Raw genomic sequence first — 14,366 nt, 5'->3', positions numbered from 1 at the left:
AATCCCGTACGGGGTACAAAGATATACAAAGCACAAGCCTTCGCCCGTGATTGGGTGGAGGCTTTTGCTTTTCGTGCTTGTGCCCCTACATTGCCTACCCCTCCACCGCGGCACTGGATTTCCACAGTCCTAGTATCGAACCTATGAAACATTCAAAACTCGTTTGTATTGGTCTCGGTCATGTCGGTTCGTATGTCCTGACATATGCCATGGAATCCGGGCTGTTCGCTGAGATTGCCACAATTGACACAGCAGCAGGTGTCGCGCATGGCGAGGCTCTGGACCAATCCCAGTCCACTGGTGTTCCCGGCACGGACTATGTCAATGTGCATGCTGGCGACTACAGCGATTGCGCCGACGCGGATATGATTATCGTCGCTGCTGGTGCGTCCATTCTCCCGGACCCGGACGACCCGGATTCCCGTCCGGACCGTGCTGGATTGGCCAAGCTCAGCGGGGAAGTTGTTCGCGATGTCATGCCGGGAATCGTGAAGCATACGCTCGATGCGATTGTCCTCTTTATTACTAATCCGCTCGATGCGGTGGTGCACTTGGCACATACCGAGTTCGATTATCCCGCGGAAAAGCTCTTTGGCACCGGCACGATGCTAGATTCGGCCCGACTGCGGTGGGTAGTTGCCAAGCAGCTGGGAATTGACCCAAAGTCAGTGACTGGCTACATGATGGGTGAGCATGGTCTTACTGCCGTACCGATTCTGTCCACGCTGAACGTGCAAGGTGTGAGGTGGACAGAACTGGAAAAATGGCATGGCACGCCGCTGCCTTCACCGCAAGAAATTCAAGATGCCGTAGTCGGGGCAGCTTACGATGTTCTCAATGCCAAGGGCTGGACTAATGCCGGTGTTGCACGCTCCGCTTTGGAAATTGCCCGCGCGGTGATGCTGGATCAAAACAGCGTCCACCCGGTGTGTACACGCTTGGATGGTGAATACGGGTTGCCGGATGTCTCGCTGTCGATGCCAGCAGTGATTGGCCGAGGTGGAATTATTCGCCGTATGTCGCCACAGCTAAACAGCTGGGAGCTGGAGCGACTGCGTGAATCTGCTCAGTACATCTTGAGCACCGTCGAGAACATGTAGAAGAAATTATGTAGATTCCACTTTTGCCGAAATAACACAGGGAAGTACTTTGCGCTCCTAAAATATTGGCATGAATTCGGCCAAGTCCACCTATGTTCCGGAGTTAACCAGTATCCGTGCAATCGGCGCATTCGGCGTCCTGCTCACGCATGCCGCGTTCTGGACTGGACATTACACGGACGATTGGTGGGGGGCGCCTCAGCGGTCGATTCGAAATTGGTGTCACCATCTTCTTTGTGCTCAGCGCGTTTCTGCTTACAGGACGTTGGCTCGGTTCGCCTGACGACGTCCCCGCGAAACCGCCTAGCCTGAGGAAATACTTCATCAGTCGTGCCAAGCGAGTCCTGCCGGCCTACTGGATTGTGGTCACTGCGGCATTCCTCATCCACGCCGCAGACGACCCGCCACCGGCCGGTGGCGGTCTGCAGGGCTGGCTGCGGTCGATGTCTTTTACTCAGACTCTCCAATTCGGCTGGATTCACCCGGGCTTGCCGCAGATGTGGTCGATGGTGGTGGAAGTCGGCTTCTACTTGGTATTGCCGCTGGTGGGGCTTGCCATCTGGACGGTTACAAAGGGGCGGCTGCGCCCCGGTCCGACGCTGGCCATCATTATTGGTTTTGGCCTCATTGGCCCGGTCTGGACTGTGCTGTCGCACCAGGAAAACCTGCTGCCGGTGGTGGCACGGCTGTGGCCGATGGCGTATTTTGACTGGTTCGCTATCGGTATGCTGCTGGCCTATGGGCGAAAGGTTGGCTGGCGCGTTAATTTGGCTGCAAGTTGGCTGATAGCGCTAGCGCTGTTTTTCCTATCCACGACCACGCATGTGGGGCCAGCAACCTTGGTGCCGGATGATGTCGATCAGGCGTTGTGGAAGACCACATTGTACGGCCTGTCCGCCGGCGCATTCGTGGCTCCGATTGCGCTGGGTACGGAGGTAAGGTGGCTTCGTCATCCAGCCTTGATGTGGTTGGGAGAAGTCTCTTACGAGTTCTTCCTCGTCCACGTGTTGGTCATGGACTGGGTGATGAAGACGATGGGTTATCAGACCTTCCAGGGTTCGATGTTGGCAGTGGCAATCGTCACCACTGCCATCGCCCTGCCACTGTCGTGGCTGCTGCGCCGCATCACTGATGTACTAACGCGGAGGCCAGGCCCTGTGAGCCCGTGGGCTGCCTACTGATTGTCGTCGTCAAGCGGGCCGAGCTCAGCAACTAGTACTTCCTGCGCGACCTTCATCGCGGAAAGGGCAGCCGGTGCGCCGCAGTAACCGGAAGCGTGGACGATGGCTTCGGTGATCTCGGTGCGGGTCAGGCCGTTGGCGAGGGCACCCTTGATGTGGCCGCGCAGCTCTTCGGTGGCGCGCAGAGCGACGAGCATTCCAATGTTGAGCAGGGAGCGATCACGCTTGGCCAGGCCTTCACGGCTCCAGACGGAGCCCCAGACGGTGGCCGTGATGTGCTTTTGCAGGGTCTCTCCGTCGGAACCAGCGTTGCGGGCGAGGGCGGCATCGACGAATTCGTCGCCCATTACCTCGCGGCGAATTTGGATGCCGGCATCATAGCGGTCGGAGGAAAAGAGTTCATCATTGGGATTGCTCATGCTTGCTAAGTATAGGACTTGCAATGCGGATAAATTCCGAAATGTCCCCGCTAGTTTCGCTGCCGCGACGCATGACGGCGCTGAGGTTGCGGGTGAAGCGGGTGTCAGTGGGGACAATGACGATGCGCCCAAGTGTTACCTGATCGCGGATTGCGCCACGGGCGATGATTGTTGGCGCTGCCAGCGCAATCATGCCGGCGCGCTGTGCTGAAAGGGAACCGAATTCGCCGGCGGGCTCGGTGAGAGTGCCGAGCGTATCTTCCACCACCTGCCGGCTGCCGGAACCGGGTTCGCGAATAACAAGCGGGGTAGTGCGCAGTTCCTCGGTGGATATTGCATTATGCACCGCAGCCCGCTCAGTCCACGGATGCCCCGTCGGCACGGCGAGGACCAGTTCGTCGGTGCCGATGATCCGTTCTTCGAGGTCGTGTCGACCAGCCTCGCCCTCTACCAGGCCGAAGTCCACCGCACTGTTGGCCACTAGTTGTCGCACCTCACGGGAGTTTGCCTGCACCATCGACAGTTTGACTGCGGGATGTTGCCGGTGGAACTCGGCGGCCCAGCCGGGGTAGTAGAGCTCAGCGACAGTGTTGGACACCGCAAGGGTGAGGTGGCGGGGAACATCGTCGGAACGCAAGCTGGCGGCAATGCCCGAAAACGTGTGGCAGGCGGCGAGGAGGTCTGGGAGGGCGTCGATAAGCACTTGCCCTTTTTCTGTAGGTGAGACGCCGTAAGGGGAGCGTTCGAAGACGGTGATTCCCAGCGCTCTTTCCGCCCGTGCGATGCGTGCGGACATGGTCTGCTGATTGATGCCTAGCTCACGCGCGGCCTTGGAGATCGAGCCTGCACGGGCGGCGGTGAGAAGTGCTTCGAGTTCGGCCACAGCGGAGGGGTACATGCATTTATGGTACCCCTCACAGAGTTTGGTGATAGCTGTAGCTGTGGCAAGAACAAATACGGTATGAGCATGACCAACTCTTCTCGCCGTGATGTGCTGGCACCCGCCGGGCCCGCGTGGGCAGGATCTCTGATGGGTACGTCCATCTTCGCCACGCTTGCGCACATCCATGACGTGCCGGTGATTCCGGAGCTTCTTCTCGTCATGGCGGTGGGCATTCTCGGTTTTATCGTGGTCGGCTGGTTGCGTCTTCGAAACCCGCCTTTCCACTCGAAGCTGATGGCGCCGTGGGGCATGCTCTCGATGGGCATCATGGCTCTCGGTAGTGCTGCGACTGCGCTAGCTAGTAACTCATCGTGGCAGCTGGTGTCCTGGTGGATCGGTGCGCCGTTGGCAATCTACGTCAGCCTTCGCCAACTGCGAGGATTCGAAGGCGAACCAACTTTTCAGTGGGGCCTCGCGCTGGTTGCCCCGATGGTGGCGGCGACAAGCGGTGCACAGTTGAGTATCGACTACGGCACCTTTTATCACGTCTGCGGGCAAATATTCTTCTGGATGGCGCTAATCACCGTCCTGCCAATTTTCGTACGCTGCTACGTCGCGCTGCTCTCTGGCACCATGCGCATCCCCGATTCCATCGCCGGTACTGCATGGATCCCGCTCGGGCTGGTCGGTCAGTCGACGGCTGCCGCGCAGCTGCTTTTCGATCGGACCTTCGCTGTCGCTTACGGCGCTGTGGTGCTCATTGTCGGCATCTTCCTCGCTGCCATTGCTTTACGACGATTCACTCGCGCCGTAATCCGTTGGGCCGGCTATAGCCCTGGTTGGTGGGGTGCAACCTTCCCCGTGGGCACGCTGAGCCTTGGTACGCACATGCTGGGCGACAGCGTTGGAGCGCAGTGGCTGTACACCGTCAGTGGTGTGCTGTTGTGTTTACTGGCTGTGCACTGGAGCGCGTGCGTGGCTCGATTTGTTTGGTGGGCGCGGGAGCAGGCAGTACGGATTTAGAGTTCAACGTGTTAAACTCCTCTTAATGAAACTGATTGGCAAGAAGGGGAGAATGGGCGATTCCGCGATAGTGCGCTTGCATGATGTCGATGTATCAGCTGGCGATTTGAATGTACTCCACATCGACAAACTTGATGTTTTTCCAAAGGACATTATCGCGGTGATGGGACAGTCCGGATCCGGAAAGACGTCGCTACTTCGCACATTAAGCCAACAAGGTCTGCGTACCAGCTTTATTATGCAAGACACCTTGGCGTGCCTTAATCCTCTTGTGCGCTGCGATAGGCAAGTACGAATTCTTGCGCGTAATAGTGGTTTCGATGCGCTCGAAGCTTGTGGTATTTCCCGAGAACAGGCTCATCGCTATCCCATGGAGTTGTCCGGAGGTCAGCGTCAGCGTGTCGCAATTGCGGCGGCGCTGGCAATGAAACCGTCTCCTTCGCTGCTGCTTGCCGACGAACCTACCTCCTCGCTGGATCCGATTGCGACTCTAGAGGTAGTAGGCGCGTTGCGGAAGCTGCATGAGCGCACGCAAACAGCCATTGTTATTGCCACCCACGACGAGCGAGTAGCGCGAAAGATCGCTACACGAATCCTCTATTTGGAGAGTGGCACTGTGCAAGAGCGAGTCTGCGCATGATCAGTATCGATGGAGTTACTTGCAAAGGTAGGCTCCTCGATGTCACTCTCACGATTCCGCAGGGAAGTGTGGTTGGCATCATGGGGCGATCAGGGGCGGGCAAGAGTAGCCTAATCAGTCTCTTGACAGGTCAGTTGTGTCCTGACAGTGGCACGGTCACTATGGCACAGGGGCCAATTGGCTATATTCCGCAGAATCCAGATACCACGTTATTGCCACATCGACCGGTAATCGACAGCATTTGTGAGTTTGCAACTGGAGATGTTCGAGCGATGTTGGAATCTCTGGGACTCAATCCGGAATTTGCGTATCGACGACCCCATGAGCTCTCTGGTGGTCAGCGACAGCGAATGGCAATTGCGCGTGCGCTCATTGGTAAACCTGAACTTATTATTGCCGATGAGGCTTTTTCTGCTCTGGACAGGGATACCGCTGCCATGTTGGAAGAGGTGCTCCTCAGCACTGAGGCGACGGTACTGCTGGTATCTCATGACATAAGCAGCTTGTTGCGATTGTGTAATCACATAATTGTCATGTCAGCAGGAGAAGCGGTCTTTAGCGGCCCGGTTGGAGAGCTCCATAAGACCGATATTCCTGAAGTTGTTGAGCTTCTGTCGGCTGCAGAGGAGCTAGCGTCGTGAAGCAGTTGCCCAAAAAGATTCAAGCACTGTTGATTACGCAGCTGCTTTTCAACATCGGTTTTTACCTCGTTGTCCCGTTCATTGCCGTCGAGCTCTCGAATAATTTGGGTGCCAGCGGTGTCGTGGTTGGTCTGGTGCTCGGTGTACGAACCTTTAGCCAACAGGGAATGTTCTTCCTCGGCGGCGGTCTTGCCGATCGTTTCGGGGCAATCAAGGTGTTGCTTGTTGGAGTTGCGCTTCGCGTTGTAGGTTTCCTGGTAACTGGACTGGCAACCTCTGTGCCAATGGTGTTTCTTGGCGTTGTCCTCATTGGCTTTGCGGCAGCACTGTTCTCGCCTGCAGTTGAGTCCTTGCTGGCCGGTGGGGGTGCCGAACTCGAGAAACAAGGAGTGTGTACACGGGCACAACTCTTTGCGCTTGACGAAAGCTATTCCCGTTTGGGCTCACTCACCGGCCCCGTGATTGGTGCGCTGCTGATCCCGATCGGTTTTTCAGCTGTCTCCTTTGCCGGCGCAGCCATCTTTGCCGGCATCTTTGTCATGCATCTGCTGTTAGCACGGAGATGGGAAGGTGTACATTCAGCTGGTGGCAGTATGACCGCTGCGTGGGGGCGAATCCTTCGCAATCGAGCGTTCATTGTGTTTGCGGTGTTCTACTCGACTTATTTGCTCGCCTATAACCAGCAGTATTTGGCTCTTCCGGTAGAACTGCGTCGCGCCACAGGCAGCGATGAATACCTGAGCTGGTTCTTTGTCATCTCAGCGGTATTTGTTATCGGGCTGCAAACCACCGTGACTAAGTGGGCCGAGAAATTGCCATTAGGGGTTGCTATCGGTGGCGGTTTTGGCCTGATGGCGTTTGCCTTCGCCATCATTGCGGTCTGCGCACCTATCCGCATGGAGGGATGGTGGGCCTTCGCGCCGGCAGTGACAATGCTGCTAGTGATGCATCTCGGAATGATGATTGCAGTTCCGATAGCCAAAGACCTCGTCGGAAAACTAACCGGGAATAGGGACCTCGGTTCTGCATACGGTTTTCTCAACAGCTTCGGTGGACTCGCCGTTTTAATGGGGTCGATTGTGGTTGGCGCCACCCTGGATTGGGCCGAGACCCCACAGTTGTTGGCAGCAGCGCCGTGGGCAATCATGACCGTTTTATTGCTGATATCAGCCGTGGGGTTAATCAAGCTGAGACAGCAGCACTAGACAGCAGCACTAGACAACATCAAACAACTATTCAAAATCCACCTAGACACTTGCGAAAGAGAAGTAGCCTTATGAATCGAAAAATTGGCCTAATTCTGGCCACTGCGGCTTTGCCGTTCGCGTTGACCTCCTGCTTTGCGCAGGGCAGCGGTGATGCGGATGCGCTGCGCGTAGCCCTGCAATTCGAACCGGTTGCAGAGTTCTCGCCATACTCCGATGACGCAGTCCTGTCGACCCGCGCAGGTGCCACGGAAATGCTTGTGGCGATTGATGACGAGGGCACCGTTAAGCCCGAACTGGCAGAGAAGTGGGAAGTGAAAGATGCTCGCACCGTTGTATTCACTCTGCCGGATGGATTGACTTTTCACGATGGAGCGCCAGTCGATGCACAGGCCGTAGCTAATTCGCTTACACATGCCATTGATGCGCCGACGAGGCCAAAGGGACTCGGCAAGGACCGACTTCAGGCTACCGCGACGGGAGACCGAGAGGTTACCGTCACTTCGGATAAAGATGATCCAATTCTGGTGAAGCGCTTTGCCGACCCGGGAACTATGGTTCTCTCACCCGCAGCATTTGAAGGGGACGCGCCTGATCCCTTTGGGCATGGTACAGGTCCGTTTGAGCTCGAGACGAAGAATCCAGACGGTACCGTATCCGCACGTGCATTCGCCGACTACCGGAATGGTAAGCCGGAAACTGAGACTCTGACATTGTCTTTCATTGGGGATTCCACAGCTCGTACGAATGCACTGCGCGCAGATGAACAAGACCTGGTGAAGGGGTTGCCAATCTCATCGCTTGGCGGCCTCGATGACGTCGACGTGTCCAAGGTGGATTTACCTCGTGTCAATCTCCTGCATTTTAATACCGAAAAAGGCGTGTTTGCCGACGCCGCACTGCGTAAGGAAGTAGCCGCTGCAATCGATCCCGAACCGGTGGTTAGGGACATTTTTGAAGCTCAAGCGGTGAATCCGAAGGGGGCGATTTTCAATCGTTCAGCCCCGTGGGCGGCAACAACTCCTGAGACCACTGTCAAGCCGGGGCCGGATGGCAAGGGGAAGGAAATCCGCTTGGCTACGTGGGATTCCCGCGCGGAGCTGCCCGAGGTTGCCAATCTCGTCGCAGATCAGCTGCGCAAGATGGGATTCACAGTCGACATCACGGTAGCCGACTACAACTCTTTGGAAGCCGACATGCTCGAGGGGAACTTTGATGTCATCATCGGCTCCCGTAATTACATGCTCGGTGCGGCTGATCCAATCAGCTTCCTACAATCCGACTTCACCTGTGAGAGCTCTTATAACCTCTCGCAGCTGTGTAACCAGACCATAGATGCCGATATTGAGAAGGCCGCTGAGCTTGGCAACGATGAGGAGCGCCTGTCGGCAGCAGCTCGAATCGGCGCGGAAATTGTTGCTGATGGTGCAGTAGTTCCGCTGTCTCATGAAAAATCACTAATCGGTGCGAAGAATGTTCGTGGTATCGCACTCGATCCGATGGAGCGCCACCTGATCACAGAGAAGACGGCTAAGTGATTCGGAAAGCTTTCGCGGTAGTTGCCTCAGTTGTGGGACTTCTCGTCCTCACGGCCCTGTTGCCGTGGTTGACAGGACGGGAACCCGCATACGCCGTTCTGCGTGCCCGTGAGCGGGAACGGGAGATAACACCGGAGCTTATTGAGGCTGTTCGCAGAGAATATGGCCTGCCGACAACGCCTTGGGAGTCACTCCAGCAGTGGACGACAAATATTCTTCACGGTGATTTTGGCACCTCGTGGGTAACCGGACAAGATGCTTTCGCTCAGGCCGTGAACGGCTTCGGTATTACGTTCGCATTGACTGCGACTTCCATGGCGTTGTGCGTCTTCGTTGCGCTGGCGCTCGTACTTCCGCGGATTGCGGGGATGCGAGCCGGGAAATGGACACCTAGCGTGCTAGCGGTTCTCGCCGCACTGCCAAACTTTGTGGTGGCGGTCTTGCTGTTGTGGTGGTTGGCTGTTGAACTGCGGATGTTTCCGGTAAGCGGTTGGGCATCACCTGCGCATATGGTGCTGCCAGTGCTGGCAATTGGCCTGCCCGCCGCGGGACTCTATGGGCGCGTGCTGCTGATTTCAGCTGATACTGCGTTGGCAGAGCCCTGGGTAGAATCTTGGCGCACCAATGGCGTTCCAAAATCAACAATTATTCGATTTGTCACTTGGCGTAGCCTGCTGCCGACACTGTCACAGTTGACGCTGTTCTTTGCGGGCACGTTATCAGCCACCGCAGCAATTGAGGTCACCTTTCATTTGCCGGGCTTTGGGCGCAACGTAGTTGCGGCTGCTACTGCGGGCGATATTCCTGTTCTGCAAGCTGCGGTGACTGTGGTGTTGGGAATCGGCATAATCTGTGGATTCGTGGCTCAGGCAATACGGGGACAGTATGCGCGGAAGCTGCGAGGAAGCATCGCCACTGTTGGCCGGCCTACAGGAGGTCGACGTTTCTGGAGTCTCATCCTGTCGATTATTCCTATCGTGCTAATTGCGCTGGGAGTCCCCCGCAGCGCGGATATCGACTCTGCGCAACGCTTCTTTTCACCGTCCTGGCAACACCCACTGGGGACCGATCAACTTGGTCGTGACATTTGGGCGCGGCTTGCCGACGGCATCGGCGCCACTATCGGAACTGCAATCCTGGTGACCGTAGTGTGCGCACTCATCGCCCTTGTGATTGGGCATCTAGGGGCGCCAGTGCAGTTCTTCGGAGACGCCATGAATGCGGTACCCGCAATATTGCTGGGCCTTATTCTGGCTGGTGTGTTGGGCCGCTCGATGCTGACAGCTGCGATAGCGGTGTTCTTGGTCGGGTGGATTCCACTTGCTGTACATTGCGTCGAAGTTGCTAACGAAGCCGCTGCATCCGGGCACTACCGATTTGCGCAAACCATGGGAGCCAGCCGTTGGCACCTTTTGAAGCTGCATGTTCTTCCCACGACCATTCCAGCAGTAGTTCGCCATGCCGTGACCAGGATTGCCCATAATGCTATAGCCCTTGCAGCACTCGGCTTCCTCGGCGTAGGCGCAGGTGTAGGCAGTCCAGATTGGGGCGTAATCCTCAACGAATCCACACAATATCTCGAGCGGGCGCCGTGGCTAGCGTGGGGGCCGATGATTGGACTAGCCAGCCTCGGTGTTGCCGCAACCATTGCTACCGACCGATTCGTCGGCAAGCGACAGACTAATTAGCCCAGCTCTACCCGCCCGTTGCGGTTCTGGTCTTCTCGTGGCGCAATACCCAGCGCGGCGGCGGGGAACAGGGCCGTGACGGCAAACAGCGCGGGGAAGCCCGCAGCGGCCACAATCGCACCCGAAACCGGAGGCGTTGCAGCGTAGATAATGTTCTGGAACGTGTTCTGCGTACCCATAGCGCGTCCGGACCAGAAGGGACCTGCGTATTCAGCAACTGCGGTGAAAGCAAGACCATTCGGGCTGACCACAGCAACGGCCAGTGCGCAGACCAGCAAAGTTCCAAGCGTGCGCCAATCAGCCCAGCTGGTAATCATCATTGCGACAGCCAAAACAAAGGTCGCACCCGAGACCCAGCGGTAGGGGCGGATGCGGGATCGCACTCGGTCGGAGACCACACCCATCAATGCTCGCGATCCGGCACCGAGCAGCTGCGAGACCATCACAATTGTGCCCGCCGTGCCATCGGCATAACCCACGGACAACAGCCACACGAGAATGTAGGCGCCCATCATCGACTGCGGCCAGGACAGCAGTGCCGAGGCGATGTGGATGCGCACGAGGTACTTGCCGTCCCGGTAGGGGCTGGCCGTGACGGTGGGGTTCGAGGCATCAGGGCGTGGGGGATTCTTCACGCCTATCAGTACAAGCAACGCCAGCACGGTGCACAGGATTGCGGGCATCGCGAGTGCGACTCCGATGCTGTAATTCTGTGCGAGCGGGTGCAGGGTGACTGCGGACAACGCCGCTCCGAGGGGCTGAGCCATTTGGCGAATGCCCATCGCAGTGCCGCGCTGATGCGGTGGGTACCAGCCCGACACCACGCGGCCGGATGCTGAGTTCACGCTCGCCGCCGCACATCCGGCGAGGAAGAGTGTGGCCCCGAGCAGGGCCGGGCTTGACGACGAAGCTAGCGCCGCAAGCCCCGTCGTTAAGGCAGTAGAGGTCAGGCCGGCGAACAGAGCTGCGCGTTCGCCATAGCGGTCGACAAACCAGCCCCAGGCGATGAGCGTGAAGACAATACCGGCCGCCGGCATTGCTGCGACGAGGCCGGCGGCGGAGAGGCTTAAGCCGTTTTCCTGTAGGGATGGGATGAGAAAAGGCACACCCATGTGAACGACGGACGAACCGACCGCCGCGAACATGGACAGAAGAAGGACAAGGTGACGGTAAGCGGGCATTACAGTCGGGAGCTCATCTCTTCAGCGGCGCCGAGAACCTTTGCGCCCCAGCATTCGTAGGGCGACGGAGTCATGCGCTCCACGGGGCCGGAGACGGATAGGACTGCAATCATGCGCTGGTTGCTGTCGAAAACCGGGGCGGAGACGGAGGCAAGTGCGGGGTCGCGCTCACCCATGGACTCGGACCAGCCGAGACGTCGGCAGTCGTCGAGGTCCTGTTGGTTGAAGTCGGCGTCGGGAAGCATTCGCTCAGCGAGGTTGGCCGGGCCAAAGGCCAGGAGAACACGTGCGGCGGAGCCGGCGGTTAGCGGCATGCGAGAGCCAACTGGCACGGTGTTACGCAGCCCGGTGGCGGGCTCCATGGAGGCAATACAGGTGCGGGTGTCGCCGGTGAGCCGGTAGAGCTGCACTGACTCGCCGGTGACCTCTACCAGCTTCGGCAGGATGTGCGCTGCGGCGTCGGCAAGCAGGTCAGTGGTGACAGGCGTGATCTCGGTGAGCCCGGGGCCCGTCGTCCAGCGGCCGTCCGGCGTGCGGGTGACAAGGCGGTGCACTTCCAACGCCGTGGCCAGCCGATGGGCGGTTGCGCGGGGCAGCCCGGTGTCCTCGCAGAGCTCGGCGAGGGTGCGAGGAGTTTCTGCAACGGACTTGAGAATGAGTACCGAACGATCGAGAACTTTAATGCCACTTAGAGCTGGCGTCTCGGATGTGCTAATCTGTCCCATGCCATGATATTAACATCTCATACTTTGAGATAAAAGCGATATATCCGGAAGGCGGCTCACCCACTATGCGCACCACGGACACTAGCCCGAAGACTCTGGCCGAGAAAGTCTGGCGTGACCACGTTGTCAAGCAAGGCGAAAACGGCGAACCAGATCTGATTTATATCGATCTGCACCTCGTCCACGAGGTTACCTCGCCGCAGGCTTTTGATGGCCTCCGTCTGGCAGGGCGCAAGGTGCGCCGCCCGGATCTGACCATCGCAACCGAGGACCACAACGTTCCGACGACTGTAGCCGGTGGCCAGATTGATTTAATTGAGGAACCGACCTCTCGCACCCAGATTGCCACATTGCGCAAGAATGCCGAAGAGTTCGGAATCCGCCTGCATCCGATGGGCGACCGTGAACAGGGCATCGTGCACGTTGTCGGTCCGCAGCTGGGCCTGACTCAACCGGGCACCACCGTTGTCTGTGGTGACTCCCACACTGCAACGCACGGTGCTTTCGGCGCGATGGCCTTTGGTATCGGTACTTCCGAAGTTGAGCACGTTCTGGCTACCCAGACCCTGCCACTGAAGCCTTTTAAGACCATGGCGGTCAATGTCACCGGCGAGCTGCAGGATGGTGTTACCGCCAAGGACCTGATTCTGGCGATTATCGCCAAGATTGGTACCGGTGGTGGCCAGGGCCATGTTATCGAGTACCGTGGCGAGGCCATCGAGAAGCTGTCGATGGAAGCCCGCATGACCATCTGCAACATGTCCATCGAGGCCGGTGCCCGCGCCGGCATGATCGCTCCAGACGAAACCACCTTCGAGTACCTGAAGGGCCGCCCGCACGCGCCGCAGGGCGAGCAGTGGGACGAGGCGGTCGAGTACTGGAAGTCCCTGGTTACCGACGAGGATGCAGAGTTCGACAAGGTCGTCGAAATCGACGGTTCCGCGCTGACTCCATTCGTTACCTGGGGTACCAACCCGGGCCAGGGCGTGCCGCTGGGGGAGACCGTGCCGGATCCGGAGTTCATCGCCGAGGACTCCGACCGCATCGCCGCCGAGCGCGCACTAGAGTACATGGATCTGAAGCCGGGCACCCCGATGCGCGATGTCAAGGTCAACGTGGTCTTCGTAGGTTCCTGCACCAACGGCCGCATCGAGGACATGCGCGCCGTCGCCGACGTGCTGAAGGACCGCAAGGTTGCCGACGGCGTCCAGATGCTCATCGTGCCGGGCTCCGCAAAGGTCCGCGCGCAGGCTGAGGAAGAGGGACTGGGCAAGATCTTCGAAGAGGCAGGCGCTGAATGGCGTATGCCAGGCTGTTCCATGTGCCTTGGCATGAACCCGGACCAGCTGACCCCGGGCCAGCGTTGCGCTTCGACCTCCAACCGCAACTTCGAAGGTCGCCAAGGTAAGGGTGGTCGTACCCACCTGGTCAGCCCGGCTGTCGCCGCAGCTACCGCCGTCGCCGGTCACTTCGCAGCGCCGGCTGATCTCTAACCGCCGATCTTTGTACAACAGCCCCAAGCAGAACTTCTAAGGACCTTTCACCATGGAAAAGTTTGATACTCACACCGGCGTCGGCGTTCCCCTGCAGCGATCCAACGTCGACACCGACCAGATCATCCCGGCCGTCTACCTAAAGCGCGTCACCCGCACCGGATTTGAGGATGGCTTGTTCAGCAACTGGCGCAACAACGAATCCGACTTCGTGCTCAACCGCCCGGAATATGCCAAGGGCTCCATCCTCGTAGCAGGGCCGGACTTCGGTACCGGTTCCTCCCGTGAGCACGCCGTGTGGGCGCTGATGGACTACGGCTTCCGCGTCGTCATCTCATCCCGCTTCGCCGATATCTTCCGCGGTAATGCCGGCAAGGCGGGCCTGCTCGCCGCACAGATGCAGCAGTCTGATGTCGAGCTGCTGTGGAAGTTGCTCGAGGCCAACCCGGGCATGGAGCTCACCGTCAACCTGGAGACCCGCACCGTCGAGGCCGGCGAGCAGGTCTTCCCATTCGAGGTCGATGACTACACTCGCTGGCGTCTGATGGAAGGGCTTGACGACGTCTCCCTGACCCTGCGCAACGAAGCGGACATTGTGGCCTACGAGAAGAGTCGTCCGGCCCACAAGCCGAAGACGATGTAGGTCAAA

General features: G+C 58.3%; 14 protein-coding genes. 10 read left to right on the top strand and 4 right to left on the bottom strand.

The window, feature by feature from the left end; all coding sequences use genetic code 11:
• Positions 1-143: 143 nt before the first annotated feature.
• Complete coding sequence (locus HMPREF3011_RS06370) at positions 144-1,100, top strand: lactate/malate family dehydrogenase (RefSeq protein ID WP_038628582.1); 957 nt, start codon at positions 144-146, stop codon at positions 1,098-1,100.
• 149 nt (positions 1,101-1,249) lie between these two features.
• On the top strand, positions 1,250-2,281 hold the full coding sequence (locus tag HMPREF3011_RS06365; RefSeq protein ID WP_246821446.1) for an acyltransferase family protein: 1,032 nt from the start codon (positions 1,250-1,252) through the stop codon (positions 2,279-2,281).
• Here the strand turns inward: HMPREF3011_RS06365 and HMPREF3011_RS06360 are convergent.
• Complete coding sequence (locus HMPREF3011_RS06360) at positions 2,275-2,700, bottom strand: carboxymuconolactone decarboxylase family protein (protein ID WP_070841300.1); 426 nt, start codon at positions 2,698-2,700, stop codon at positions 2,275-2,277. The genes HMPREF3011_RS06365 and HMPREF3011_RS06360 overlap by 7 nt on opposite strands.
• Complete coding sequence (locus HMPREF3011_RS06355; protein WP_070841299.1) at positions 2,684-3,598, bottom strand: LysR family transcriptional regulator; 915 nt, start codon at positions 3,596-3,598, stop codon at positions 2,684-2,686. Before HMPREF3011_RS06355 ends, HMPREF3011_RS06360 begins: the two co-directional genes overlap by 17 nt.
• A 69-nt stretch (positions 3,599-3,667) precedes the next feature.
• On the opposite strand from HMPREF3011_RS06355, the gene HMPREF3011_RS06350 reads away from it, so the two are divergent.
• From HMPREF3011_RS06350 to HMPREF3011_RS06325, 6 genes are all read left to right on the top strand, one after another.
• On the top strand, positions 3,668-4,606 hold the full coding sequence (locus HMPREF3011_RS06350) for a TDT family transporter (protein ID WP_246821444.1): 939 nt from the start codon (positions 3,668-3,670) through the stop codon (positions 4,604-4,606).
• 25 nt (positions 4,607-4,631) lie between these two features.
• Complete coding sequence (locus HMPREF3011_RS06345) at positions 4,632-5,246, top strand: ATP-binding cassette domain-containing protein (protein WP_224786641.1); 615 nt, start codon at positions 4,632-4,634, stop codon at positions 5,244-5,246.
• Positions 5,243-5,887, top strand: a complete 645-nt coding sequence (locus tag HMPREF3011_RS06340) for an ABC transporter ATP-binding protein (protein ID WP_038628588.1) — start codon at positions 5,243-5,245, stop codon at positions 5,885-5,887. The genes HMPREF3011_RS06345 and HMPREF3011_RS06340 overlap by 4 nt, the downstream gene beginning before the upstream one ends.
• Positions 5,884-7,092: an MFS transporter gene (locus HMPREF3011_RS06335; protein ID WP_038628590.1), complete on the top strand. Its 1,209-nt coding sequence runs from the start codon at positions 5,884-5,886 to the stop codon at positions 7,090-7,092. The genes HMPREF3011_RS06340 and HMPREF3011_RS06335 overlap by 4 nt, the downstream gene beginning before the upstream one ends.
• A gap of 71 nt (positions 7,093-7,163) precedes the next feature.
• Positions 7,164-8,630 (top strand): ABC transporter substrate-binding protein, encoded by a 1,467-nt coding sequence (locus HMPREF3011_RS06330; RefSeq protein WP_038628592.1) that lies wholly within the window; start codon positions 7,164-7,166, stop codon positions 8,628-8,630.
• Positions 8,627-10,318, top strand: a complete 1,692-nt coding sequence (locus HMPREF3011_RS06325) for an ABC transporter permease subunit (protein ID WP_038628594.1) — start codon at positions 8,627-8,629, stop codon at positions 10,316-10,318. Before HMPREF3011_RS06330 ends, HMPREF3011_RS06325 begins: the two co-directional genes overlap by 4 nt.
• Here HMPREF3011_RS06325 and HMPREF3011_RS06320 read toward each other — a convergent pair.
• Positions 10,315-11,499 (bottom strand): MFS transporter, encoded by a 1,185-nt coding sequence (locus HMPREF3011_RS06320; protein WP_038628596.1) that lies wholly within the window; start codon positions 11,497-11,499, stop codon positions 10,315-10,317. The genes HMPREF3011_RS06325 and HMPREF3011_RS06320 overlap by 4 nt on opposite strands.
• Positions 11,499-12,224: an IclR family transcriptional regulator gene (locus HMPREF3011_RS06315; protein WP_038628598.1), complete on the bottom strand. Its 726-nt coding sequence runs from the start codon at positions 12,222-12,224 to the stop codon at positions 11,499-11,501. Before HMPREF3011_RS06315 ends, HMPREF3011_RS06320 begins: the two co-directional genes overlap by 1 nt.
• 65 nt (positions 12,225-12,289) lie before the next feature.
• On the opposite strand from HMPREF3011_RS06315, the gene leuC reads away from it, so the two are divergent.
• A complete protein-coding gene (gene leuC, locus HMPREF3011_RS06310; protein WP_038628600.1) occupies positions 12,290-13,717 on the top strand; it encodes a 3-isopropylmalate dehydratase large subunit in 1,428 nt (475 codons plus the stop codon).
• A gap of 52 nt (positions 13,718-13,769) precedes the next feature.
• The gene (gene leuD, locus HMPREF3011_RS06305) at positions 13,770-14,360 is read left to right on the top strand and encodes a 3-isopropylmalate dehydratase small subunit (RefSeq protein ID WP_038628602.1); all 591 of its coding nucleotides are present in this window, start codon (positions 13,770-13,772) and stop codon (positions 14,358-14,360) included.
• Positions 14,361-14,366: the final 6 nt, after the last annotated feature.

The sequence above is a fragment of the Corynebacterium sp. HMSC074C04 genome (genome assembly GCF_001838295.1).
Taxonomy (GTDB): domain Bacteria; phylum Actinomycetota; class Actinomycetes; order Mycobacteriales; family Mycobacteriaceae; genus Corynebacterium; species Corynebacterium amycolatum.
This window is presented reverse-complemented; position numbering and strand designations above follow the sequence as displayed.

Excerpts from the sequence above, each read along its gene's own strand:
- HMPREF3011_RS06370 (WP_038628582.1), top strand. The coding sequence starts at position 144 with ATGAAACATTCAAAACTCGTTTGTATTGGTCTCGGTCATGTCGGTTCG.
- HMPREF3011_RS06365 (WP_246821446.1), top strand. The coding sequence starts at position 1,250 with ATGCCGCGTTCTGGACTGGACATTACACGGACGATTGGTGGGGGGCGC.
- HMPREF3011_RS06360 (WP_070841300.1), bottom strand. The coding sequence starts at position 2,700 with ATGAGCAATCCCAATGATGAACTCTTTTCCTCCGACCGCTATGATGCC.
- HMPREF3011_RS06355 (WP_070841299.1), bottom strand. The coding sequence starts at position 3,598 with ATGTACCCCTCCGCTGTGGCCGAACTCGAAGCACTTCTCACCGCCGCC.
- HMPREF3011_RS06350 (WP_246821444.1), top strand. The coding sequence starts at position 3,668 with ATGACCAACTCTTCTCGCCGTGATGTGCTGGCACCCGCCGGGCCCGCG.
- HMPREF3011_RS06345 (WP_224786641.1), top strand. The coding sequence starts at position 4,632 with ATGAAACTGATTGGCAAGAAGGGGAGAATGGGCGATTCCGCGATAGTG.
- HMPREF3011_RS06340 (WP_038628588.1), top strand. The coding sequence starts at position 5,243 with ATGATCAGTATCGATGGAGTTACTTGCAAAGGTAGGCTCCTCGATGTC.
- HMPREF3011_RS06330 (WP_038628592.1), top strand. The coding sequence starts at position 7,164 with ATGAATCGAAAAATTGGCCTAATTCTGGCCACTGCGGCTTTGCCGTTC.
- HMPREF3011_RS06320 (WP_038628596.1), bottom strand. The coding sequence starts at position 11,499 with ATGCCCGCTTACCGTCACCTTGTCCTTCTTCTGTCCATGTTCGCGGCG.
- HMPREF3011_RS06315 (WP_038628598.1), bottom strand. The coding sequence starts at position 12,224 with ATGGGACAGATTAGCACATCCGAGACGCCAGCTCTAAGTGGCATTAAA.
- leuC (WP_038628600.1), top strand. The coding sequence starts at position 12,290 with ATGCGCACCACGGACACTAGCCCGAAGACTCTGGCCGAGAAAGTCTGG.
- leuD (WP_038628602.1), top strand. The coding sequence starts at position 13,770 with ATGGAAAAGTTTGATACTCACACCGGCGTCGGCGTTCCCCTGCAGCGA.